The sequence below is a fragment of the Arthrobacter sp. Y3223065 genome, from assembly GCF_059090885.1.
On record NZ_JBNHGC010000002.1, the window covers coordinates 422234 to 445160 of the forward strand.

A 22927-nucleotide genomic window follows, 5' to 3' on the forward strand; every position below is an offset into this window, starting at 1 on the left:
GCGGGCTACCCATATCCGTTCCGCAAGGCTCAGTAATGAGAACCGGCGCGACGACAGGAGTAATAAGTGATTCAGCAGGAGTCGCGACTGAAGGTCGCCGACAACACGGGGGCCAAGGAAATCTTGACCATCCGCGTTCTCGGTGGATCCGGCCGTCGCTACGCAGGCATTGGCGACACCATTGTTGCCACCGTCAAGGATGCAATTCCGGGCGGCAACGTCAAGAAGGGTGACATCGTCAAGGCTGTCATCGTTCGCACCAAGAAGGAACGCCGCCGTGCGGATGGTTCCTACATCAAGTTCGATGAGAACGCAGCCGTGATCCTCAAGAACGACGGCGACCCCCGCGGTACCCGTATCTTCGGCCCGGTCGGCCGTGAGCTTCGCGACAAGAAGTTCATGAAGATCATCTCGTTGGCTCCGGAGGTGCTGTAGTCCATGGCTAAGTACAAGATCAAGAAGGGTGACCTCGTTCAGGTCATCACCGGTGCCAAGGCTGAGCGCGGCGGCGACCGCGGCAAGCAGGGCAAGGTCCTGAAGGTGTTCACGGAGTCCAACCGTGTGCTGGTCGAAGGCGTCAACCGCGTCACCAAGCACACCAAGGCCGGGCAGTCGGAACGCGGCACGAAGACCGGTGGCATCGAGACCGTTGAGGCCCCGATCCACATCTCGAACGTGGCGATCGTCGATCCCGAGACCAAGAAGCCGACCCGCGTTGGCTACCGCACCGAAACCGTCGAGCGTGATGGCCGTGAGCGCACTGTGCGTATCCGCGTGTCCAAGGCCTCCGGGAAGGACCTCTAATGACTGAGACTGTCACCAAGATCGTCCCCCGTCTGAAGACTCGCTACGCCGGCGAGATCAAGCAGGCCCTGCGGGACGAGTTCAAGTACGAGAACGTGAACCAGGTTCCCCGCCTGGTCAAGGTCGTTGTCAACATGGGTGTCGGAGATGCCGCCAAGGACTCCAAGCTCATCGACGGCGCCGTGCGCGACCTGACCCAGATCACCGGTCAGAAGCCGCAGATCACCAAGGCCCGCAAGTCCATCGCCCAGTTCAAGCTGCGCGAAGGCATGCCGATCGGCGCCCACGCGACGCTGCGCGGCGATCGCATGTGGGAATTCGTGGACCGCCTGGTCACCCTGGCCTTGCCCCGTATCCGCGACTTCCGCGGCCTCAACGGCAAGCAGTTTGACGGCAACGGCAACTACACCTTCGGTCTGACCGAACAGTCCATGTTCCACGAGATCGATCAGGACAAGATCGACCGCGTGCGCGGTATGGACATCACCGTAGTGACCACTGCAAAGACCGATGACGAGGGCCGCGCGCTGCTGAAGGCGCTGGGCTTCCCGTTCAAGACCGAAGATTAATTAGCTACGTGAAAGGTCCCGCCCCGGCGCCCAGTGCTGACCGGAGCGAGGAAACCGTTACGAGGAAGGGCAAGAGCCCACAATGACTATGACAGATCCTGTCGCAGACATGCTCACGCGTCTGCGCAACGCCAACTCGGCATACCACGACTCAGTGTCGATGCCGTACAGCAAGCTCAAGGCTCGCGTCGCCGACATCCTGAAGGCCGAGGGCTACATCGCCGGCTGGAAGGAAGAAGAGGCCGAGGTTGGCAAGAAGCTGACCCTGGAACTCAAGTTCGGTCCGAACCGCGAGCGTTCCATCGCCGGCATCCGCCGCATTTCCAAGCCCGGTCTGCGCGTTTACGCGAAGTCCACCAACCTGCCGCACGTACTCGGTGGCCTGGGCATCGCAATCCTGTCCACCTCTTCCGGACTGATGACTGATCGTCAGGCCGGCAAGAAGGGCGTGGGCGGCGAAGTCCTCGCTTACGTCTGGTAACGGAAAGGAAGAGATTAAATGTCACGTATTGGACGTCTCCCCATCACCGTTCCCGCAGGCGTTGAGGTCAAGGTCGACGGCAACGTCGTCTCCGTCAAGGGCGCCAAGGGCGAGCTGAGCCACACTCTGGCTTCGCCCATCACGGCTTCCCTGGAAGAGAACACCATCACCGTCTCCCGCCCGAACGACGAGCGCGAATCCCGGTCCCTGCACGGCCTGACCCGCACGCTGATCAACAACATGATCGTCGGCGTCACCGAGGGCTACAAGAAGGACCTCGAGATCGTCGGCACCGGTTACCGTGTGCAGGCCAAGGGCTCGGACCTCGAGTTCGCCCTGGGCTTCAGCCACCCGGTGATCGTCAACGCACCCGAGGGAATCACCTTCGCCGTGGAGGGCGCCACCAAGCTCTCCGTCTCCGGTATCAACAAGCAGCAGGTCGGCGAAGTTGCTGCCAACATCCGCAAGCTGCGCAAGCCCGACCCCTACAAGGGCAAGGGCGTTCGCTACGCCGGCGAGCAAATCCGCCGCAAGGTCGGAAAGGCTGGTAAGTAAACCATGGCGATCAGCATTAATAAGAAGCGGACCTCGAAGTCCAAGTCCGCAGCACGCGGCCGCCGCCACCTGCGCGTCCGCAAGCGCATCACCGGTACCGCGGTCCGTCCGCGCCTGGTGGTCAACCGCTCCGCACGCCACATCTTTGTCCAGGTTGTCGATGACAGCAAGGGCATCACCGTGGCGTCCGCTTCCACCATGGAAGCCGACCTGCGGGCGCTTGACGGCGACAAGTCCGCCAAGGCAAAGCGCGTCGGTGAGCTCGTTGCCGAGCGTGCCAAGGCTGCCGGTGTTGAGGCCGTGGTCTTCGACCGCGGCGGCAACCGGTACCACGGCCGTATCGCAGCGGTTGCCGACGGCGCACGTGAAGGTGGGCTGGCACTGTGACCGCTGAGAACAACGAAAAGGAAACTCAGGTGACTGAAGCAACTGAGACCGCTGCCGCGGGATCCGCTGAAACCACCGCTGCTTCCGGCCAGGAGGACCGCCGCGGCGGCCGTCGTGGCGAACGCGGTGGCAGCGACCGTGGTGGCAACGACCGTGGCGGCCGCGGCCGTGGCCGCGACAACGCACGCGATGCCGAGAAGGACAAGTTCCTCGAGCGCGTCGTCACCATCAACCGCGTGTCCAAGGTCGTCAAGGGCGGCCGCCGCTTTAGCTTCACGGCTCTGGTAGTTGTCGGCGACGGCAACGGCATGGTCGGCGTGGGCTACGGCAAGGCCAAGGAAGTTCCGGCAGCGATCGCCAAGGGCGTGGAAGAGGCCAAGAAGTCCTTCTTCCGCGTGCCGATCATCGCCGGCACCGTCCCGCACCAGGTGCAGGGCGAAGCCGCTGCAGGCGTTGTCATGCTGCGTCCGGCTGCTGCCGGTACCGGTGTGATCGCCGGTGGTCCGGTCCGCGCCGTACTGGAGTGCGCCGGTATCCACGACGTGCTTTCCAAGTCGCTTGGCTCGGCCAACGCGATCAACATTGTGCACGCTACAGTCGATGCGCTGCGTCGCCTGGAGGAGCCCCGCTCCGTGGCTGCCCGCCGTGGCCTGCCGCTGGACGAGGTTGCTCCGGCTATCCTGCTGCGCAACATGCAGAAGGCAGGTGCGTAATGACCACACCCAAGAATCTGACTCCGTCGGATGCGCAGTTGGAAATCACGCAGATCAAGTCCGTCATTGGCGGCAAGCAGAACCAGCGCGACACGCTGCGTTCACTGGGCCTGAAGCGCATCGGACACACCGTTGTCCGCAGCGCCGATGCAGTGACCGTCGGCATGGTCAACACTGTTTCTCACCTGGTGAAGGTTGAGGAGGCGAAGTAAAGATGGCAGAAGAGAACAAAACTCTGAAGGTCCACCACCTGCGTCCTGCCCCCGGTGCCAAGACCGCCAAGACCCGTGTTGGTCGTGGCGAAGGCTCCAAGGGCAAGACCGCCGGTCGCGGTACCAAGGGCACGAAGGCCCGCTACCAGGTCAAGGCTGGCTTTGCCGGCGGCCAGCTGCCGCTGCACATGCGCCTGCCGAAGCTGCGCGGCTTCAAGAACCCGTTCAAGGTGGAGTTCCAGGTTGTTAACCTGGACAAGCTCAGCGAGCTGTTCCCCGAGGGCGGCGAAGTGACCGTGGACGCCCTGGTGGCCAAGGGCGCGGTTCGCAAGAACCAGCCCGTGAAGGTCCTGGGCACCGGCGACATCACCGTCAAGGTCGATGTGAAGGTTGACGCCTTCTCCGCCAGTGCCGCTGAAAAGATCGCCGCCGCCGGCGGCACCGTGACGGCGCTCTAGCAGCCCGTGACAGGTGGCGTCTTTTAGCAGCCTCTGACTGAACTCGTGGTGGCCGGTTTACGCCGGCCGCCACGAGTTCAGCCGCTTTAAAGGCACACCCCGTATCCTTAACCCGTTTAATGCGAACGGGCCGAGCCGATAGACTCGGATCTTGTGACTTGCCGCGCAGCGGCATCAGAACTTCTTGGGAGGACGCTTGCTTAGCGCAATTGGCCGGGCATTCCGGACGCCGGACCTGCGGCGCAAGTTGCTGTTCACGCTCGGCATTATGACGGTCTACCGCATGGGCGTCTTCATCCCCGCCCCCGGTGTGGACTACGGCAACGTGCAGCAGTGCCTGGCGCTGGGCAACACCAGCGGCGGGCTGTACCAGTTCGTCAACCTCTTCAGCGGCGGTGCGCTGCTGCAGGTGTCCATCTTCGCCCTCGGCATCATGCCGTACATCACCGCCAGCATCATTGTGCAGCTGCTGCGCGTCGTCATCCCCCGGTTCCAGGAACTGCACCAGGAGGGCCCGCAGGGCCAGTCCAAGCTTACGCAGTACACCCGCTACCTGACCATCGCGCTGGGCCTGCTCAACGCCACAACACTGGTGTCGCTGGCGCGGACCGGCGCCCTCCTGGGGGACTGTCCGGTTCCAATCATTCCCGAGGACAACCTGGTCACGGTTTCGCTTCTCATCCTGACCCTGACCGCAGGCACCGGCCTGATCATGTGGATGGGCGAGCTGATCACCGAGAAGGGCGTCGGCAACGGCATGTCCCTGCTGATCTTCATCTCCATCGCCGCCGGCTTCCCGAGCTCGCTGGGCGAGATCTGGAACACCCAGGGCGTGAACGTGTTTTTGGGCGTGCTGATCGTCGGCCTGCTGACCGTTGCCGCCGTGGTCTTCGTGGAACAGTCGCAGCGCCGCATCCCGGTGCAGTACGCCAAGCGCATGGTGGGACGCCGCACCGTCGGCGGCACCAGCACCTACATCCCGATCAAGGTGAACATGGCCGGTGTCATCCCGGTGATCTTCGCGTCGTCCATGCTGTACCTGCCGTCGCTGATCGCCCAGTTCAACACCCCGGCCGACGGCACCACCGCGCCGCCGGAGTGGGTCAACTGGATCAACACCTACCTGGTCAGCGGGGACTCGCCGTTCTACATGGCGGTCTACTTCGCCCTGATCGTCTTCTTCACCTACTTCTATGTGGCCATCACTTTCAACCCCGAGGAAGTGGCGGAGAACATGAAGAAGTACGGCGGCTTCATCCCGGGCATCCGGGCCGGCCGCCCGACGGCGGAGTACCTGCAGTACGTGCTGGCCAGGATCACGCTGCCCGGTGCGCTCTATCTGGGCATCGTCTCGCTGATCCCGCTGATCGCCCTGGTGCTGATCAACGCCAACCAAAACTTCCCGTTCGGCGGCGTCTCCATCCTCATCATGGTCGGTGTGGGCCTGGAGACCGTCAAACAAATCAACGCACAACTACAGCAACGGCACTACGAAGGACTTTTGCGATGACCCAAATGCTCATTATTGGCCCGCCCGGATCGGGCAAAGGCACCCAGGCCTCCCGCATTTCCGACCGGCTGGGCATCGTCGCGATCTCCACCGGAGACATCTTCCGCGCCAACGTGAAGGAAGAGACTCCGCTTGGCATCGAGGCCAAGAAGTACATCGACAAGGGCGAGTTCGTGCCGGACAGCGTCACCAACAACATGGTGCGCGACCGGTTGAAGCAGCCCGACGCCGCCGACGGCTTCCTGCTGGACGGCTACCCCCGCACCAGCGGCCAGGTCGACGAGCTGGACAACATCCTGGCCGAGGCCGGCTCGAAGCTGGACATCGTGCTGCAGCTGACCGCCGACGACGAGGAGCTGGTCAAGCGCCTGCTCGGCCGCGCCGCGCAGGAAGGCCGCAGCGATGACAACGAAACGGTGATCCGGCGCCGGCTGGGCCTGTACCACGAGCAGACGGAGGCCGTCGTGAGCCGTTACGCCGACCGCGGGATCGTCGCGACCGTTGACGGCATCGGCGACATCGACGAGGTCACCGAGCGCATCGTGTCCGCGCTCAAGTCCGTCACGGCCTGATACCCGCCAGAAAGTTAGAGGCAGCCCATGGCCTTCGGCCAGCCCAGCATCGAATACAAGACCAAGGACCAGATCCGGAAAATGCGGACCGCCGGCCTGGTGGTCAGCCGCGCCTTGGACGCTGCGGTCGCCGCCGCCGTCCCCGGCGCCACAACGGCGGATGTGGACGAGGCCTTCGAAGCGGTGCTGGACGAGGCGGGCGCCAAGAGCAACTTCAAGGGCTACCACGGCTTCCCCGCAACGGTCTGCGTGTCCGTCAACGAGGAAGTGGTCCATGGCATCCCGGGTGGCAAGGTGCTCCGGGACGGGGACATCATCTCGATCGACGGGGGTTGCAGCGTTGACGGCTGGCACGGTGACTCCGCCCGCGGCGTCATCGTGGGCATCGCCGATCCGGAAGACCAGCGGCTGTCCGACGTCACCGAGGAAGCCATGTGGCACGGCATTGCTGCCCTCGCCACCGGCCACCGCGTGGGCGACATCGGCAACGCGATCGACGACTACGTTTCCTCCGTGCCGGGCAAGCCGTTGGGCATCCTGGAGGACTACGTGGGCCACGGCATCGGCACCGCCATGCATCAGGCCCCGGACGTGCTGAACTACCGGACGAACCACCGCGGCCCGAAGATCCGCCCCGGGCTCTGCCTGGCCATTGAACCCATGCTGGTGCGCGGGGACATCGAGACCAAGGTGCTGGACGACGACTGGACCGTGGTGACCACGGACGGCTCGCGGTCCTGCCAGTGGGAACACACCGTGGCAGTGCACGACGGCGGCATCTGGGTTTTGACGGCCGAAGACGGGGGCGCGGCCAGGCTGGCTCCGCTGGGGGTCACCCCGGTGCCGCTGGACTAAACGCCCGCCGCCATTTTTTGGCCCGACGTCATCGAAAGGCCGGACCCGCTGGATCCATCGTCCAGCCGGCCCGGCCTTTCGAGGTTAAGCCGGAGTCCGCGCCCCCCATCCCGGCCCACTGCGGCGAGCGGAACGGCTGCGCACGGCACCCCCGATCCCGGCCCGCCGCGGCCAGCGGAAGGCCGGCGCACGGACACCCCACTCCCCGAAAGGACCTTGCCCACCATGATGGGAGCCCACCACGCCCTCTCCGGCGCCGCCGCCTGGATCGCAGTCACCAGCCAGGTCCACGTGCCGCTGGATGCCCTGACGACGCCGTTGGGCTGGGGCGGGCAGAGCCTCACCCTCGGCTGGGGGCTGCTGGACGTCGGGCCGCTGGGCCTGATCACCGGGGCCATGGTGACCGCCGGTGCCGCGCTCGTTCCGGATGCCGACCACCGCCACGCCACCGTCGCCCGCTCGCTGCCGCCACTCTCCAACGTGGTCTGCGCGGGCATTGGAGCTGTGGCCGGCGGGCACCGCAGGGGCACCCACTCGCTGATCGGCTTGGCGGCGTTCGTCGGGATCGCGTGGGTGGCCGGGCTCTGGACGGCCGAGACCGAGCGGTTCGGCACGGTCTACCCGGGCGCGGGGCTGCTGTGCGTGTTGCTGGTGGCCTTTGCCGCCAAAGCCCTGAAGTTCCTGCCCGACGGGCTACAGAAAATCCCGTGGGCCGTGGGCCTGTCAGTCGCGGCCTTCATCGCCCTGTACGCCCCGGAACAGCACAACTGGTTCCCGCTGGCCATGGGCATCGGCGTCGTCATGCATGTGCTCGGCGACATGCTGACCACCGGGGGAGTGAACCTGCTGTGGCCCCTGCGGATCAAGCCCCCGAAGGTGTGGCGGCGGGTCCCGCTGCTCAACGCCATCTGGCGTCGGAACGGATACTTCGCCTTGCCGCTGCTGGGAAATGCCGGGTCGGCGCGCGAGTGGGCGTTGCTGGTGCCGGTCAGCGCCTATGTGGTGGTCCTGCTCCTCGGGGCGTGCCTCGACGTCGGGCAGCAGAGCCTGGTGGCATTTGGTGCCGGTTAGTTGCTCATCGCCGGACTTGGGAGAAGTCTGAGGGCCTTCCCGACCGGCAACGGGCCGGCCGCTTACGCGGCTTTGGTTCCGGGCCGTGGGGTGCCCGGCGGCGGTGGTGCGGTGTTGGTGTAAGTGTGTCCGGTGGGGGTCGTGGTTTCGACTTGGGGCAGGGGTCCGTCGACGGTTCGGTTGGACCAGCTTTCGGCTTCTTTGTCCTGGTTGCAGCGTTCGCACAGGCCCTGTCCGTTGGTGATGGTGGTTTTCCCGCCGTCGGACCAGGCGACGATGTGGTCGATGTGCCGGATCGGGGCGTCGCACCAGGGGCCGGAGCAGACCTGGTCGCGGGCGATGACCATCCGGCGTAGCCCGGCCGGGAACCGGCGGGCTTTCGAGTCCATGCCGAGTAGTTGTCCGGTGCAGGGGGCGGTGTAGAGGCGGCGGATCCAGACGTCCGCCACGCCGCCGGGTTTTAGCTCTGTGGTGCCTCGGGTGTTCTTCCGCGCGGTCTTCCAACCGGGTTCGGTGCCTGCCGGCGGCGCGTTCTGCCGGGGGACTTCGTCCGGCGGCTCCTGGCTGGTAAGCATTCGTGCCGGCGCGCATTGGTCGGGTGGCCTCTCGCCGGCCACGCTCGCTGCCTCACCGATGTCAGACCTGGCGTTGCCGGTTGTCATAGGCGGGTGCTGCGGGAGGCGGATGAGGTCGCGGGCGTATTGGGCCGGGATGACGCCGTAGCCAGTGAGCCAGGCCGGTTCGCTGTCGCCTTGGAGCAGGGCGCGGTCGGTCATGACGAGCTGGATTTCGGTGCGGGCCGGGTCGGCGGTGGAGGCACCGGTGACGCGTTCGAACATGGTGTCGGCCATGGCCTGGCCGCGGGTCCTGGTGTCGCCGGTGTTGCGCAGCCGGTCGGCTTCACGATGCAGCGCGGCCATCAGGGCCACGCCTTGGACGACGGGCAGCAGGGTCCGGACGGCGACCATGGTGTCGGGTTGGGGGCGGGAGGAGACGTGTCGGTCGGCTTCGGCTTTCGCGGCCCGGTTCACCACGGCGAGGGGGTCCAAGCGGTAGGCGATCCGTTTGGCTTCGGCTTCGAGTTGGCGGTTGCCCATTCCGTGCAGGCGGGCCGTGTTGCCGGCCAGTTCCTGGTCCACCGCGGCCCGGTCTTCCTTGGTCAGGCACGCGGTTTCGCGGACCAGGGTCGTTGCGCGCCACTCATTCAGGTGACCGGTGGCCAGGGCGTTGAGGGTGTGCGGCATTTCGGTGACCAGGATCTTCGCGACGCCGAGCATGAGCGCGGCGCGGTGCGGGGATTCCCGCCGCGCCAGCCCGATCTGTTTCGCGATGCCCTGGCCCTGCCGGTTTTTCGGGAGCCCGGCGGCGGCGCGCCGGGCACGTGTGGTCTCATCTAGGGCCACCTGCAGCTTGGCCTGCGCGGCGGCGATCGCGTCCTTGGCGTTTTCCAGCGCGGTGATCCGGTCCACCAGGTCCTGTTCGGGACCGAGCAGGTCGACCCGGGCCAAGGCGCCGGCGAAGGCGTTGATCGCGGGCGTGCCGACCGGCACGCCGATTTCGGCAAGCGCCGGCCGCGCTCCCTGAGCTGCCTCGGCTGCTTCGGGTGCCTTTGCTACTTCTGGTGATTCGGGCCCTGCCGGATCCAACATGTCGGCGTCTCAATCTTCGGCGTGCTCGCGGCACGGCAACGACTACGAGAGGTCATGGAACAAGGTCCACAGACGCCGTCGGGAACCCCGCCCCGGCGGCCAACGTTGCTGCTGAACTACTAAGAACAGGCTATAAGGCGGGTATGACAGTTTCGGAAACCCGTGGTCGACCTGCAGTCAGGGGGACGCGTCGATTTGCTGTTGGGGCGCCAGGGAGACGTGATCGGAAGTTGCAGAGCCAGGGGAGACGTGTCGATCGGCAGTTGGGGAGCCAGGGGAGCCGCCGAGCGCCTTGCCGAGCTGCTGCAGGGAGCCGCCGAGCAGCCCCAAGAGCCGAGCAGCCCCAGGAGGGGATGGGCTGACCGTGCATCAACAATGTGCCGAATTCTTGCTCATCCTCATCCTCGGGGCGAGGATGAGGCCATGGCTACTTCCATTACCGACGTGCCCGGCATCCGCGTGGGGCAGGTCCAGAAGACCGGCGACGGCTGGCTCACCGGCGTCACCGTGGTGCTGCCGCCGGCGGGGACCGTAGGTGCCGTGGACGTCCGCGGGGGCGGGCCGGCCACGCACGAGACCGATGCGCTGGATCCCACCACCCTGGTGCCCACAGTAGATGCCGTGGTGCTCGCCGGCGGCAGCGCCTTCGGTTTGGTGGCCGCGCACGGTGCGCAGCGCTGGCTGGAGGAACAGGGGCTTGGCTTCCGCACGCAGAATGCGGTGGTGCCGATTGTTCCGGCCGCGGCCATCTACGACCTGGGCCGAGGCGGGGACATCGCCGCGCGCCCGGATGAACAGATGGGCTATGACGCCGCTGCCTCCGCCGGCGCGATGCAGGACTTTGGCGAGGTGCGGCGGGGCAACGTGGGCGCCGGCACCGGCGCGGCCATGGGCTTCCAGCAGTACAAAGGGGGAGTGGGGACTGCCTCGCTGCGGATGGGCGGCGCCAACGACGGAATCGTGGTCGGCGTGCTCGCGGTGGCCAATGCCGCCGGCGCGCCGTTTACGGGGGCGTTCCCAGGGCATGGCGGCAGCGCGGCGGGCCGTGACATGAGGTCCGGTGGCCTTGGCGCGGTGCCGGCAGCAACCGCCGGCCCGGGCCGGCGGGCCGGGGAACCGGAACCGGGTGGAATCGAGCAACGGCCGGCGTCCCCGCTGAACACAACCCTGTGCGTCGTCGCAACCAACGCCGTGTTGGATCCGGCGCAGGCCAAGCGGACGGCCTCGACCGCGCACGCCGGACTGGCCCGTGCGTTGAGCCCGTCGCACACCCTGATGGACGGGGACGTGGTCTTCGCCCTGGCTACCGGGGCGCAGCAGCTGGTGCAGGACGGGCCCATCGACCCCCGGGCGGAACTGCACACTCTGGCCGCGGAAGCGGTCACCGCGGCCATTTGGGACGCCGTGGTGAGTGCCGAACGGGTGGAGGCGGCCGGCGTCGTACTGGAGAAGTATCCGCACTCCGGCTGAGGTCTGCCGCGCGCGGCGACCCCAAGCGTTACCCGGATTTAACTTTATCCGGCTTCCGGAGTACAGTTGTCTGTTGGTTGTCTCTACTTTCATGCCCATCTTCGGGTGCATGGCGCCCGCGAAAGCCTGCCGGAACGTACGGCTCAGTGGGGGTGTAGCGGCAAGCAAAACCCAAAAACTAGCCACCGCTTCGGCGATGGTTACTGACGTTAGCGGAGGATATGGCTAAGAAAGACGGTGTCATTGAGATTGAAGGCACTGTGCAGGAGGCTCTGCCCAATGCGATGTTCCGCGTTGAGCTGACCAACGGGCACGTTGTGCTGGCTCATATCTCGGGAAAGATGCGTCAGCACTACATCAGGATCCTCCCCGAGGACCGCGTTGTGGTGGAACTCAGCCCGTACGACCTCTCACGGGGCCGTATCGTCTACCGCTACAAGTAAAGACTTATGCCGCAGGCAACTGCGGAAAACCGTAAGTAGTTACAAGGCAGCATCAGCTAACAACGCAAAGGAAAACCATGAAGGTCCAGCCGAGCGTCAAGCGGATTTGTGACAAGTGCCAGGTGATTCGTCGCAAGGGCAACGTCATTGTGATCTGCGAGAACCCGCGCCACAAGCAGCGCCAGGGCTAAGACTCCTGCTTCAGCAGGGGCAGCACGCCCACGCGTAGTAACTCAATATAGGCAGCGCAGCAGGGCAACCTGCACACCCCCGGCACGGAGGCCGGGGACCCGAACAACGGGGACGCGCTGCTTCAGACCTCCGGATACAACAAGGAGAACCGCCACTATGGCTCGTCTCGCTGGCGTAGATATTCCCCGCGAAAAGCGGGTAATTATCGCCCTGACTTACATCTACGGCGTGGGTAAGACCCGTGCAGAGCAGGTTATCGCGGAGACCGGCATCAGCCCGGAAACCCGCGTCAAGGACCTCACCGACGCTGAGCTCGTGCAGCTGCGTGACTTCATCGAGGGCAACTACAAGGTAGAAGGCGACCTCCGCCGCGAAGTTGCAGCCGACATCCGCCGCAAGGTTGAGATCGGCAGCTACGAAGGCATTCGCCACCGCCGTGGCCTGCCCGTCCGCGGACAGCGCACCAAGACCAACGCTCGCACCCGCAAGGGCCCGAAGCGCACCGTCGCCGGTAAGAAGAAGACCCGCTGATTCCCAGCCGGTCAGATAGCTACCAACCAACTTTGTAGGAGAAGCAATGCCCCCCAAGACTCGTGGAGCGGTACGCAAGCCGCGTCGCAAGGACAAGAAGAACATCGCGCTGGGCCAGGCGCACATCAAGAGCACCTTCAACAACACCATCGTGTCCATCACGGACCCGTCCGGTGCCGTCATCTCGTGGGCCTCGGCCGGCGAGGTTGGCTTCAAGGGCTCCCGCAAGTCCACCCCGTTCGCCGCGCAGATGGCTGCCGAATCGGCTGCCAAGCGCGCCCAGGAGCACGGCCTGAAGAAGGTCGACGTCTTCGTGAAGGGCCCGGGGTCGGGACGCGAGACCGCAATCCGTTCGCTGCAGGCCGCTGGCCTCGAGGTTGGCTCCATCCAGGACGTCACCCCCAGCGCCCACAACGGTTGCCGTCCGCCGAAGCGCCGCCGCGTCTAAGCAGCCCAAGGATACTTTTGGCCGCCGCACAGATTCCTCCCACTTTTGCGGGAGAGCCTGTCGGCGGCCGAAAGTTCCACGCTGGAGGCTGACCAGCCGCCCTTTTCCACCAATTCGTGCTGCGTCATATAGCGGATGCTCGCTGAAAGGAAATCTAAGTGCTCATTGCACAGCGCCCCACCCTTACTGAAGAAGTAGTGGCCGATAACCGCTCCCGGTTCGTCATCGAACCGCTGGAGCCGGGTTTTGGCTACACCCTCGGAAACTCCCTCCGCCGCACGCTGCTGTCCTCGATTCCGGGGGCTGCCGTAACCAGCATCCGCATCGACGGCGTGCTGCATGAGTTCACCACCGTGCCGGGTGTGAAGGAAGATGTCACCGAGATCATCCTGAACATCAAGAACCTGGCTGTCTCCTCCGAGCACGACGAGCCCGTGGTTGCCTACCTGCGCAAGCAGGGACCCGGCGTTGTCACTGCCGCGGACATCGCGCCGCCGGCCGGCGTGGAATTCCACAACCCGGACCTGCACATCGCCACGCTGAACGAGAAGGGCAAGTTCGAGCTCGAACTGACCATCGAACGCGGCCGTGGCTACGTGTCGGCAGCCCAGAACAAGTCCGGCGACCAGGAGATCGGCCGCATCCCGGTCGACTCCATCTACTCGCCGGTGCTGAAGGTGACCTTCAAGGTTGAGGCAACCCGTGTTGAGCAGCGCACCGACTTCGACCGCCTGATTGTCGACGTCGAAACCAAGGCCTCCATTGCACCGCGCGACGCCGTCGCCTCTGCCGGAACCACCCTGGTTGAACTGTTCGGCCTGGCCCGCGAGTTGAACACCGCCGCCGAAGGCATCGAGATTGGCCCGAGCCCCACGGACGCCGCCCTGGCTGCCGACATGGCCCTGCCGATCGAGGACCTGGAACTGACTGTCCGTTCCTACAACTGCCTTAAGCGTGAGGGCATCCACTCCGTGGGTGAACTCGTTGCCCGCTCCGAGGCCGACCTGATGGACATCCGCAACTTTGGTGCCAAGTCCATCGACGAGGTCAAGGCAAAGCTGGTGGAACTGGGTCTGTCGCTGAAGGATTCGCCCCCTGGGTTCGATCTGGCTGCCCGCGCCGCAGCCATCGACGAGGACGAAACCTTCGAGGACGAACTCTAAAACGCAAGAATTCTGCCGCCACGGCGCTCGGGAGCGCACAGCGGCACCATTGAGGAGAAAACATAATGCCTACCCCCGCTAAGGGTCCGCGCCTCGGAGGCGGTCCTGCCCACGAGCGCCTGATGCTCGCCAACCTGTCCGCCGCGCTCTTCGAGCACAAGCGGATCACCACCACGGTCACCAAGGCCAAGCGCCTGCGCCCGTTCGCCGAGCGCCTGATCACCTTCGCCAAGCGTGGCGACCTGGCCTCGCGCCGCCGCGTGCTGGCCGTGATCAGCAACAAGGGCATCGTGCACGAGCTGTTCACCGACATCGCGCCGGTGATGACCAACCGCGACGGCGGCTACACCCGTATCACCAAGATCGGCAACCGCAAGGGCGACAACGCCCCCATGGCCGTCATCGAACTGGTGATGGAGCCGGTGTCCCCGAAGCAGGCCGTCGTGAACGAGGCCGAGAAGGCAACTGCCAAGGCCGCCCCGGCTCCGGTCGAGGAAGAGACCGCTTCGGCCGAGTCCGCTGAATCGCCCGAGTCCGCGCAGTCCGGCGATTCCGCTGAATCGCCCGAGTCCGCAGAGTCTGCTCCGTCGGCGGAGTCCGCCGAGGAAGCTGCCGAAGAGAAGAAGTAGTTCTTCGCCTTCACTGCTTGAAGCCCGCTGTTCCCTTCGGGGGATGGCGGGCTTTTCGCGTATCCGGGAAGGCTCACATAACGACGGCGGTGCCCGGCTTGGGGGAGCGCGCTTTGTGCCCGTCGCGGCCGGGCCCGCGATGACGGCTGGGACCGGAATTGCGGCGGGGCCGCCACGTCGACACCAGCGCGAAGGCCAGCAGCAGCTCGGCGATGTCCCCGCCGTAGTACATCAGTTCGCCGGCGAGCCTCAGCTCACTTGGGGGCGCCGGGACCTGGACGAACAGCCCCGCGTAGAGCATTTGGGACAGGACCGCGTGGCCGGCGATGGCGACGCCCAGCACCACCAGCCGCGCCGGCACGGAGGGCCTGCCCGGTGCCGGGTCGGGCCCGGCGATCACCCAGGCGAAGAGACAGCCGGCGGCCAGGAAGTGCAGGTGGATGGCGTGGTGCAGCACCGGGTTGTCCGCCGCGAGGCTGTACAGCGGCGTGACGTACAAGGCGGCCAGCCCGCCGAGGTTGAGCATCAGCGCGGTCGCCGGGTTGGCCACCAGATGGAGCGGCCGTGAGCGCAGGACCCTTCCGATCGCTTTGCCGTGACGGGGCGGCACCGACCTCAGCAGCAGGGTCACCGGGGCACCAAGCACCAGCCCGATCGGCGCATACATGCCAATCAGCAGATGCTGGACCATATGGGCCGGCAGCCCGCCCGGCGGCAGGGGCATCAGCTGCGGCGCGAGGCCCAGCGCCACCAGCAGCGCGCCGGCGAGGAAGGACACGGTCCGCCAGCGGCTCCAGCCGCGGGCCTCCCGGCTCCGCAGCCACGCCAGGGCCGCGTAGGCACAGGCCAACACCGCAACGAGGGCCAGCGGCAGCACGCCGTCGAACGCGGCTGGCTGGTGGTTGTGGGCGGAGTGGGCGCCGATCATCCCGGGTCCCTGCCCGTGTCCCTCCCCGGGCGGCGGCTGCCGTGGTCGGTTGACCTGCCGGGGCCGTCCGTCGTCGTCAGATCTACCATCCGGCCGGACCGTTGCAGCAGCCAGCCGCCGACCACCAGCAACGCCCCGAAGACCAGGAAGAGAATGTCGGCCAGCATCTGGTACTCGCCGCCGATGACATGGTGAATGGCAAGGATGTGGTGGTCGATGATCCCCTCTACGAGATTGAAGAGTCCCCAGCCGACCAACATCCAGCCCCAGAGGGTCCGGGATGCCCACACCCGTCCGCGCGAGGACGTCACCCGCGAGTACAACAGCCCCAGCCCGATCAGCACGGCCAGCCAGGTCACCGTATGGAACAGCCCGTCCCACAGCGTATTCATCTCCAGGCCGTGGACGGTGTTTGCCGGATACGAACCGACGTCGATGTTCGCGGTGTCCGCGCTGGTGAGCATGTGGTGCCACTGCAGGATCTGGTGCAGCAGGATCCCGTCCACGAAGCCACCCAGCCCCACCCCGAGGATGATGCCGGGTAGGGCGATCCGGCGGTTGTGATCCGTCGATGTTGCGGTTCCAGGGCTACCTGCCATCGCTCCTCCGAACCTCGCGGCCCCGCCCGCGGTTCGGGCGCTGTCCCAGCAACATAGACCGAATGCCCGCGAGCGTCGACAGTCCACTGGCGCCTGGCCGGTGACCCGCGCACAACCAGCCGCGGGCGCCGACGGCTACCGGGACCCTCACCGGGCCCCGGTAGCATGGAATCCATGCCCCCGACTACATCTCCCGTCCCCGACCGGGACGGCGGGCTCTTGCGTGTCCGCCTGGATCTTGCGTACGACGGCGGACCCTTCAGCGGGTGGGCGGTGCAGCCCGGCAGGCTGACCGTTCAAGGCGCGCTCGAGGAAGCACTGGCGGTCATGTTCCGCCGGCCGATCCGGCTGACGGTTGCCGGCCGTACCGACGCCGGGGTGCACGCCCGGGGGCAGGTGGTGCATTTCGACCTGGAACCGGGGGAGTGGCACGGACTGGCCCGTGGCCGGGAGATCGATCCCGCCGAAGCGTTGGTCCGGCGATTGCGCGGGGTGCTGGCCAAGGTGCTCGGCGGCCGCGTGGGCGCGCCGGTACCCTATCGTGACCTTGCGGGGGCAATCGAGGTTAAGGGGGCCGTCGTCGCCCCCGACGGATTCGACGCCCGGTTCTCCGCCCTCTGGCGCCGCTACAGCTACCGCATCGCGGACCGGGCGGAGCTCTGGGACCCTCTGTCACGCAACACCACGCTGTGGCACAAGCACGCCGTCGACGTCGATCTCCTGAACCGCGCCGCCGCCAAGCTCCTGGGCATCGGCGACTTCCTGGCCTTCTGCAAACCCAGGGAAGGCGCCACCACTATCCGGGAACTGCAGAAGTTCGACTTCGCCCGCGGCGCCGACGGCGTGGTGGTGGCCACGGTGCAAGCCGATGCATTCTGCCACAACATGGTGCGTGCCCTGATCGGCGCATCGTTGATGGTTGGCGGCGGCGAGCAGGCGCCGGAGTGGCTGCGCGACCGGATGCTGGCGAAGGTACGGGATTCGAAGAGCAAGCTGGCTCCGCCGCATCCGTTGGTGCTGGAAGAGGTGCTCTATCCCGACGGCGGCGAACTGCTGCGCCGGGCGGAGCAGACCAGAGCCAAACGCGCGGACCCGGACGAGGGTTGAGGGTGGTTGCTTCCGGCGGTTCCCCCATAAGCCGCCGGAAGCCATTTAACCGGTGATTCCGGATCCCCCAGCAGGTCCCTTGGACCGTGGGCATAACTCTTGCACGGTAGCTGCCGTCAGCTCAATAGTTTCAGACGTCTGACTTCTTCAGCCCACCGCGGTGTTACGCGGTTGGAGGGAAGCTAGGCGGCCAGCGGCGTCAGTTCGGCACGAAGGGGCCAGTCCTGGCCTTCCAGAATCACCTGGGCGCTGACGCCGGTGTGCACGTTGACCACGATCGGGGCCATCAGGTTCACGGTGGTGCCTGCTTCTCCAGGGTTGGCCACCACCAACACCATGGCGTCCTCGGAGACCTTGAGGTCTAAGGCCGCACAATCGTCGTCGGAAATCACCGGGGTGTACTGGTTCAGGTAGGTCGCGGCGTCCAGGACGAAGAGGCGCTTGCCCGGTTCGGCCACGGGCTGCAAGGAGTACAGTCCGGCCGCTCCCGCGATCTCGTCCAGCGTGAAGTCGACCAGCGGAGCGAGTCCAGGGGGAGGCGCGACGAAGGTCAGTGCGGCGCTCATCGCAGGAAGTCCATCAGCGTCGGCTGCAGTACCCGCGCCGTGACCTGCAGCGCGGCCTGATAGGCCACTTCCTGCATCTTCAGGTCCAGGACTACCTTTCCGATGTCCGGGTCCTCGATCCCGGACCGGCGGGCTTCAAGCGAAACAGCTTCGTCCAAGTTCGTCTCCTGGGCTTTCAGGATCTGGGCATGGCGGGTGCCGACCTCGGCGCGTGCGTTGATCACGGTGTTCAGCCGGGCGTCGATGGCGTTCAAGTCTTCGCTGACGCTGCCTGTTCCCTTGAGCTTCGAGATCATAGAGTCCAGCAGGGCGAAAACCGACGGGCCCGTGCCCGTGGAATCGTCGCCGAAGACCGCCGAAGCGCTGGCATCGACGCGTACCGTCTGGTGTGCCCCAGGTCCGATGCGGCGCTCCACCCCGGTGGCGCTCGGTTCCGTCACAGCGTACTGGGTGGTTGGGCCGGTGGGGGAGTCGGTATATACGTCCGGCTTGTCGGAGTTCCCCGCAAACACATTGCGTCCCAGGTATTGCGTCCGAGTCGCAGCCAAAAGGCTTTCCTTGATGCTTCCAAGCTCCAAGGCGACGGCCTCGCGTGCCGTCTGCGAGATGGAACCATTGGAAGCCTGAATCGTCAGATCGCGGGCCTTGTTCAGCAAATCGGTGACCGTGCCCAACGCAGAGTCGGCTGTGGTGAGCCAGCCATTGGCGTCGTCGATGTTGTGCTTGTATTGCGCGTTGGCACGGATATCCGCACGAGTCCGCATGGAATCGGCGGCGCCCGTCGGATTGTCCGAGGGGCGGGCAATCAGCGACTCGCCAGCGGCCAGCTCCTGCAGCTTGGCGATACGCGCCATGTTGTCCTGCAGGTTGCGCTGGGCGAAGCTGCTCATCGTTTGGTTAGTGACTCGCGAAATCATGGCTACCTTCCGACCAATCCGGTGCGGTTGATCAACGTGTCCAACATTTCATCAATTGCCGTCATAACCCGAGCCGCACCTTGGTAGGCGTGCTGGTATGTCAGCAGGTTTACGTTCTCTTCGTCCATGTCCACCGACGCGTTGGATAGTTGCAAGGTCTTGGCAGATTGGGACGCAATGTCCGCGAGGTTGGACTGCTGCAGTTCCGTCTTCGCGGCTACGCCGATTGTGGTGACGATGTTCTCCCAAACGCGGTCAGGCGAGCCAGCGCCGACTCCCAGCTGGGACATCCGATCGGCGATCGAACCGTCAAGGTCTCCCTTGTCAGGAGCGCCCACCTTGAAGTCTCGAACGTCTTTGACTTCAACAGTTAGTCCGAGTGATGGCGGAAGTGTCGTATCTGTACCGAAGAACGTAGGCGTGGGAGTCCCGCCGGTCTGCGCGTAGACCGTGTTGACACTCTCGCGGAGCGTATTGGCGAAGGCGTCGTACTGACCAGCGGCTTGGCGCAGCGGTCCGGCGTCTGTGCCGGCGCCCAGCATCGAAAGCGCCCCGGCGATCTTGCCACCTCCGAGCACAACCGGCATGCTTTCGCGGCTATCGCTGTCCCATTTGAGGTGAACGCCTTTGCTGCCGGAAATATCCGTATCCGAGTCCGCTGTAACGGCGATTCTCTGGGCGCTGGAACCGGTGACAAGTGCGTTGCCGCCGATCAGGACATCCACCTGCCCGTCGCTGCCGTGGCGAACGGTGGCTCCGGTGAGGGTTGCCAGCCGTTGGGTCAGCAGGTTGCGGTGGTCCATCAGCTCATTGGCGGAACCGCCGTTGGCGACTGCAAAACGAATCTTCTCGTTCAGATTGGCTACCTGTGACGCAGTGCCGTTGACCTCCGCGGTCATGGTGTCCACATCGGAGCGCAGGCGGGAAAACTGCTCTCGAACCTCTTGGTAACCGCGCTTGATCATGTTGGCCAGGATGTTCGCCTCTTCCAGCACCACCCCGCCGGCAGCGGCGTCATCCGGCCGGTTGGACAAGGCCTGCCAAGAGGCCCAGAACTCCTGAAGCTGCGTGGAGATGCCGTATTGGCCCGGCTCGCGCAAGGACGCTTCCAGGCCGGACATCGTATCGGCGCGCACTGCAGAATACCCAGCGACACCGGCCGAGAACCGGACGCGGGTATCCAGGTGCATGTCGCCCAGCCGCGCAATCGCGTCCACCGAAACGCCCTGGCCGATCTGCACGCCGCCGGTCAGCAGTCCGGTGCGGTCGAGGGCCCCGATGGACGACGTACTGACCCGCTGGCGGGTGTAGCCCTCGGTATTGGCGTTGGCGATGTTCTGGCCCACCACATTCAAACCTTGACGGGCGGCCACCAGACCGGTGTACGCGGTGTTCAGGCCGCTGAAGGTACTCACTGCGAAAACCTCAGATCGTTGTGTCGAACAGCTGGGAGCGGTTGCCCGATAGCCCGGCCGTCCCATGAGAGTCGTAGGTCCCGGCATCGGGATTGAAATTAGCGAGCGTTTCCTGGGTGGACCGGGCAGCCGCGCGCAGGAACTTCTCGTTCACGTCGCGCAGTTCGCGGATCTGCAGGGTCAACTGAGTCAGCGCCTGCAGATGTCCCTTGAAGATCTCGCCCCAAGGCCCCACCGGAGCCTGTTCGGTCAGCTCGCGCAGCGTGGCGCCTTCCGGCGTACCCCACTCCCGGGCCAATGCGGCCACCTCCACGGTGCGGGCCAGGCTGGCTTCGCGCAGCCGCTCCAGCACCTGTTCCACCTCGCGGGTCGCGTGCTGCAGCCAGCGGGACTTGCCCGCGGTCAGGAGCAGCTGCTCCTCCTCGAGTTTGAAGACCAGTAATTCAAGAAGTTCACGTTCGTGCCACAGCATGGCGGACAGTTCATGGGCTCCCATGTCAGGCACCTCCCCTGGTTGATTCTGCGGACACAACCCCCGCGGGTCCGCGTCAAAAGCCGCCACTGGATGAACAAAAAGTAACGGCATGGCTACATATCTATCTATCGGCCGCACAACCCCTTGCGTTAGGAGCGAATGATGATAGGTTTCACCAAGAGATGAATCGTTTCTTTCGAGGCCGCACCCCTCGAATCATAAGAGAGATTCGTCCAGCATCTTTTGGCACGGAGGGGGACATGTCAGTGAATCGTGCTGACCGTAATGCACTGGTGGTTGAAAACCTCCCGCTCGTCGGATATCTGGTCTCCGAAGTGTGCGCCAAAGCCACCCATCTCTCCCGCGACGACCTCGCCTCTGCCGGCTCGGTAGCCCTCATCACCGCCGCCGACGCCTTCAATCCGGATCTCGGCGTTCCTTTCGGCGCCTTTGCCCGCCGTCGCATCATCGGAGCCTTTGCCGACGAGATGCGCGCCATCGACTGGGCTCCCCGCTCCGTGCGCAAGCGCATCAAGCAGACGCTGTCCGTCCGCGAAACCCTGACTGCCGAACTTGGCCGCTACCCGAGCGTTGACGAACTGGCTGCCGCCCTCGGGGTTGACCGCGAGACCGCGGAAGCCGCCATGGACGATGCCTCCCGCACCGTCTCCGCTCTGGATGACACCACGGCCGAATTCCTGGTCTCCGAGACGGCGTCGCCCGAAGGCTCGCTCCTCACCGAGGAGCGGCTCGCCTTCCTGAAGGCCGCCGTGCACCACCTTCCCGCGAAGATGCGCTACATCGTGGAGCAAATCTACTTCGAGGACCGCACCGTCAAGGAGATCGCCGAAGAGCTCGGCGCTACCCACTCGGCCGTCTCCCAGCAGCGCTCCGAAGCTATCCGCCTCCTCCGGGATGGTCTGCACACCCACTATTCCGACGACGGCGGTGCCGGCTATGTGCCCGAGTCTCGGATCGCTCCCTCCCGCCGAAAGGCGTACCTGACTGCGCTGGCCGACCAGACCATCGGCGGTATTACACGCTTCGCCGCCACGCAGCCCAGGGCCGCGGTTTCTTGACCTGTTCGCAGCAGCCGGCCACGGCGGCCCGCACCGCGAAAAATTCTTTGCACTTCTCCTAACGGATCCTCGTAGTCCTCCGATAGCTACAAGTGCCAGCCCATGGACGGGCCGGTGAATTTGTACCATCTCATGGAGGAGTTTCATCATGGCTTTCGCCATTAACACCAACGTTGCGGCCCTGAACTCGTACCGCAACCTGTCGAACACCCAGAACGACATTTCCAAGTCCCTGGAGAAGCTGTCCACCGGCCTGCGCATCAACCGCGCTGCCGATGACGCAGCCGGCCTGTCCATCTCCGAGGGCCTGCGCTCGCAGGTCAACGGCCTGAACGTTGCCGCCCGCAACGCCCAGGACGGCATCTCGGTTATCCAGACCGCTGAAGGTGCACTCACCGAGGTCCACTCCATCTTGCAGCGCATGCGTGACTTGGCTGTCCAGGGTTCGAACGACTCGAACAACCCGGAAGCCCGCGCCGCCATCAAGACGGAAGCTGATCAGCTGGGCGAAGAGCTTGGCCGCATCACCGCGTCCACCAACTTCAATGGCATCGACCTGCTCAAGGGTGCTGGCGGCAACGCCGGCGCAACGCTGAGCTTCCAGGTCGGCGCTGACGGCAACGAGAACAACGCCATCACCATCAACCTGGCTGACGTGGCCGGCGCGGTCAAGGGTCTGTCCGGCGTCAAGGACGCCGGTGCAGTCGACTTCAAGGTGGACAACCACATCGATGCGCAGGCGACGATCGGCTCGATCGACGACGCGATCAAGGCGGTCTCGGCCCAGCGTTCGGATCTGGGTGCTTCCCAGAACCGCATGGAAACCGCGATCAAGAGCATCAACATCTCTGCAGAAAACCTGTCCGCGTCCGAGTCTCGGATCCGCGACACCGACATGGCCTCGGAAATGGCCAAGTTCACCAAGAACCAGATCATGTCCCAGGCCGGCACCGCGATGCTGGCTCAGGCCAACCAGATCAACCAGGGTGTGCTGCAGCTCCTCGGCTAAACCGGGTAGCTAACGGCTGAATGCGGCCCGGCAGCGAGGCGAACGAATTGGACCTCACACTCTTCGCTGCCGGGCGTCAGCATTTCTTCTAGTAAACAGGCTTCTTTCAGGAGGAACTGG

The 22927-nt window shown here is 65.2% G+C and carries 30 protein-coding genes; 23 read left to right on the forward strand and 7 right to left on the reverse strand.

Features of this window, described 5'->3' with window-relative positions:
* Window positions 1–66: 66 nt before the first annotated feature.
* The 13 genes from rplN (at window position 67) to AC5RUK_RS06975 (ending at window position 8187) form a co-directional block, all read left to right on the forward strand.
* Window positions 67–435 (forward strand): 50S ribosomal protein L14, encoded by a 369-nt coding sequence (gene rplN, locus AC5RUK_RS06915; RefSeq protein WP_127511069.1) that lies wholly within the window; start codon window positions 67–69, stop codon window positions 433–435.
* Between the two features lie 3 nt (window positions 436–438).
* Window positions 439–804, forward strand: a complete 366-nt coding sequence (rplX, locus tag AC5RUK_RS06920) for a 50S ribosomal protein L24 (RefSeq protein WP_493979212.1) — start codon at window positions 439–441, stop codon at window positions 802–804.
* Window positions 804–1373: a 50S ribosomal protein L5 gene (gene rplE / locus AC5RUK_RS06925; RefSeq protein ID WP_493989348.1), complete on the forward strand. Its 570-nt coding sequence runs from the start codon at window positions 804–806 to the stop codon at window positions 1371–1373. Before rplX ends, rplE begins: the two co-directional genes overlap by 1 nt.
* Before the next feature lie 82 nt (window positions 1374–1455).
* A complete protein-coding gene (gene rpsH, locus AC5RUK_RS06930; protein ID WP_136784914.1) occupies window positions 1456–1854 on the forward strand; it encodes a 30S ribosomal protein S8 in 399 nt (132 codons plus the stop codon).
* Between the two features lie 18 nt (window positions 1855–1872).
* The gene (gene rplF / locus AC5RUK_RS06935) at window positions 1873–2409 is read left to right on the forward strand and encodes a 50S ribosomal protein L6 (RefSeq protein ID WP_493979210.1); all 537 of its coding nucleotides are present in this window, start codon (window positions 1873–1875) and stop codon (window positions 2407–2409) included.
* Between the two features lie 3 nt (window positions 2410–2412).
* Window positions 2413–2796 carry a 50S ribosomal protein L18 gene (rplR, locus tag AC5RUK_RS06940; protein ID WP_127511074.1) on the forward strand — a complete coding sequence of 128 codons (384 nt, stop codon included), beginning with the start codon at window positions 2413–2415 and terminating at the stop codon, window positions 2794–2796.
* Window positions 2793–3509, forward strand: a complete 717-nt coding sequence (gene rpsE / locus AC5RUK_RS06945) for a 30S ribosomal protein S5 (protein ID WP_493989347.1) — start codon at window positions 2793–2795, stop codon at window positions 3507–3509. The genes rplR and rpsE overlap by 4 nt, the downstream gene beginning before the upstream one ends.
* On the forward strand, window positions 3509–3721 hold the full coding sequence (rpmD, locus tag AC5RUK_RS06950; protein WP_127511076.1) for a 50S ribosomal protein L30: 213 nt from the start codon (window positions 3509–3511) through the stop codon (window positions 3719–3721). Before rpsE ends, rpmD begins: the two co-directional genes overlap by 1 nt.
* A gap of 2 nt (window positions 3722–3723) precedes the next feature.
* Window positions 3724–4179, forward strand: coding sequence for a 50S ribosomal protein L15 (gene rplO, locus AC5RUK_RS06955; protein ID WP_494151726.1), 456 nt, complete (start codon window positions 3724–3726; stop codon window positions 4177–4179).
* Between the two features lie 196 nt (window positions 4180–4375).
* Complete coding sequence (secY, locus tag AC5RUK_RS06960; protein WP_494151727.1) at window positions 4376–5689, forward strand: preprotein translocase subunit SecY; 1314 nt, start codon at window positions 4376–4378, stop codon at window positions 5687–5689.
* Entirely contained in the window at window positions 5686–6261 is a 576-nt protein-coding gene (locus AC5RUK_RS06965; RefSeq protein WP_493989344.1) for an adenylate kinase, read from the forward strand. Before secY ends, AC5RUK_RS06965 begins: the two co-directional genes overlap by 4 nt.
* 27 nt (window positions 6262–6288) lie before the next feature.
* A complete protein-coding gene (map, locus tag AC5RUK_RS06970; RefSeq protein ID WP_494151728.1) occupies window positions 6289–7116 on the forward strand; it encodes a type I methionyl aminopeptidase in 828 nt (275 codons plus the stop codon).
* A 225-nt stretch (window positions 7117–7341) separates the two neighbouring features.
* Window positions 7342–8187 carry a metal-dependent hydrolase gene (locus tag AC5RUK_RS06975; RefSeq protein WP_494151729.1) on the forward strand — a complete coding sequence of 282 codons (846 nt, stop codon included), beginning with the start codon at window positions 7342–7344 and terminating at the stop codon, window positions 8185–8187.
* A 62-nt stretch (window positions 8188–8249) separates the two neighbouring features.
* Here AC5RUK_RS06975 and AC5RUK_RS06980 read toward each other — a convergent pair whose 3' ends face one another.
* Window positions 8250–9836, reverse strand: coding sequence for an HNH endonuclease (locus tag AC5RUK_RS06980; protein ID WP_494151730.1), 1587 nt, complete (start codon window positions 9834–9836; stop codon window positions 8250–8252).
* Between the two features lie 423 nt (window positions 9837–10259).
* Between AC5RUK_RS06980 and AC5RUK_RS06985 the strand changes: the two genes are divergently transcribed.
* From AC5RUK_RS06985 to rplQ, 7 genes are all read left to right on the forward strand, one after another.
* The gene (locus tag AC5RUK_RS06985; RefSeq protein WP_494151731.1) at window positions 10260–11306 is read left to right on the forward strand and encodes a P1 family peptidase; all 1047 of its coding nucleotides are present in this window, start codon (window positions 10260–10262) and stop codon (window positions 11304–11306) included.
* Window positions 11307–11527: 221 nt separating this feature from the next.
* The gene (infA, locus tag AC5RUK_RS06990; protein ID WP_005267757.1) at window positions 11528–11749 is read left to right on the forward strand and encodes a translation initiation factor IF-1; all 222 of its coding nucleotides are present in this window, start codon (window positions 11528–11530) and stop codon (window positions 11747–11749) included.
* A gap of 77 nt (window positions 11750–11826) precedes the next feature.
* On the forward strand, window positions 11827–11940 hold the full coding sequence (gene rpmJ / locus AC5RUK_RS06995) for a 50S ribosomal protein L36 (protein ID WP_005267758.1): 114 nt from the start codon (window positions 11827–11829) through the stop codon (window positions 11938–11940).
* Window positions 11941–12097: 157 nt separating this feature from the next.
* Window positions 12098–12472 (forward strand): 30S ribosomal protein S13, encoded by a 375-nt coding sequence (gene rpsM / locus AC5RUK_RS07000; protein WP_493979201.1) that lies wholly within the window; start codon window positions 12098–12100, stop codon window positions 12470–12472.
* 46 nt (window positions 12473–12518) lie between these two features.
* Window positions 12519–12920, forward strand: coding sequence for a 30S ribosomal protein S11 (gene rpsK / locus AC5RUK_RS07005; RefSeq protein ID WP_429594060.1), 402 nt, complete (start codon window positions 12519–12521; stop codon window positions 12918–12920).
* A 158-nt stretch (window positions 12921–13078) separates the two neighbouring features.
* A complete protein-coding gene (locus AC5RUK_RS07010) occupies window positions 13079–14083 on the forward strand; it encodes a DNA-directed RNA polymerase subunit alpha (protein ID WP_493989339.1) in 1005 nt (334 codons plus the stop codon).
* Window positions 14084–14148: 65 nt separating this feature from the next.
* Window positions 14149–14712: a 50S ribosomal protein L17 gene (gene rplQ, locus AC5RUK_RS07015; RefSeq protein ID WP_494107641.1), complete on the forward strand. Its 564-nt coding sequence runs from the start codon at window positions 14149–14151 to the stop codon at window positions 14710–14712.
* Window positions 14713–14785: 73 nt separating this feature from the next.
* Here rplQ and AC5RUK_RS07020 read toward each other — a convergent pair whose 3' ends face one another.
* Window positions 14786–15640 (reverse strand): cytochrome c oxidase assembly protein, encoded by an 855-nt coding sequence (locus AC5RUK_RS07020; RefSeq protein WP_494151732.1) that lies wholly within the window; start codon window positions 15638–15640, stop codon window positions 14786–14788.
* Entirely contained in the window at window positions 15637–16239 is a 603-nt protein-coding gene (locus AC5RUK_RS07025) for a DUF2243 domain-containing protein (RefSeq protein ID WP_494151733.1), read from the reverse strand. Before AC5RUK_RS07025 ends, AC5RUK_RS07020 begins: the two co-directional genes overlap by 4 nt.
* A gap of 174 nt (window positions 16240–16413) precedes the next feature.
* Here AC5RUK_RS07025 and AC5RUK_RS07030 point away from each other — a divergent pair, with 174 nt between their 5' ends.
* The gene (locus AC5RUK_RS07030; RefSeq protein WP_494107643.1) at window positions 16414–17346 is read left to right on the forward strand and encodes a tRNA pseudouridine synthase A; all 933 of its coding nucleotides are present in this window, start codon (window positions 16414–16416) and stop codon (window positions 17344–17346) included.
* 182 nt (window positions 17347–17528) lie between these two features.
* Here AC5RUK_RS07030 and fliW read toward each other — a convergent pair whose 3' ends face one another.
* The 4 genes from fliW to AC5RUK_RS07050 are packed head-to-tail and all read right to left on the reverse strand — an operon-like array spanning window position 17529 to window position 20740.
* Window positions 17529–17912 (reverse strand): flagellar assembly protein FliW, encoded by a 384-nt coding sequence (gene fliW, locus AC5RUK_RS07035; RefSeq protein WP_494107644.1) that lies wholly within the window; start codon window positions 17910–17912, stop codon window positions 17529–17531.
* Window positions 17909–18802: a flagellin N-terminal helical domain-containing protein gene (locus AC5RUK_RS07040; protein WP_494107645.1), complete on the reverse strand. Its 894-nt coding sequence runs from the start codon at window positions 18800–18802 to the stop codon at window positions 17909–17911. Before AC5RUK_RS07040 ends, fliW begins: the two co-directional genes overlap by 4 nt.
* A gap of 29 nt (window positions 18803–18831) precedes the next feature.
* Complete coding sequence (flgK, locus tag AC5RUK_RS07045; RefSeq protein WP_494107646.1) at window positions 18832–20244, reverse strand: flagellar hook-associated protein FlgK; 1413 nt, start codon at window positions 20242–20244, stop codon at window positions 18832–18834.
* A 10-nt stretch (window positions 20245–20254) separates the two neighbouring features.
* Window positions 20255–20740 carry a flagellar protein FlgN gene (locus AC5RUK_RS07050; protein WP_494151734.1) on the reverse strand — a complete coding sequence of 162 codons (486 nt, stop codon included), beginning with the start codon at window positions 20738–20740 and terminating at the stop codon, window positions 20255–20257.
* 245 nt (window positions 20741–20985) lie between these two features.
* Between AC5RUK_RS07050 and AC5RUK_RS07055 the strand changes: the two genes are divergently transcribed.
* Both AC5RUK_RS07055 and AC5RUK_RS07060 read left to right on the forward strand, forming a co-directional pair.
* Window positions 20986–21798, forward strand: coding sequence for a sigma-70 family RNA polymerase sigma factor (locus tag AC5RUK_RS07055; protein ID WP_494107873.1), 813 nt, complete (start codon window positions 20986–20988; stop codon window positions 21796–21798).
* Between the two features lie 148 nt (window positions 21799–21946).
* Window positions 21947–22807, forward strand: a complete 861-nt coding sequence (locus AC5RUK_RS07060; protein WP_493989330.1) for a flagellin N-terminal helical domain-containing protein — start codon at window positions 21947–21949, stop codon at window positions 22805–22807.
* Window positions 22808–22927: the final 120 nt, after the last annotated feature.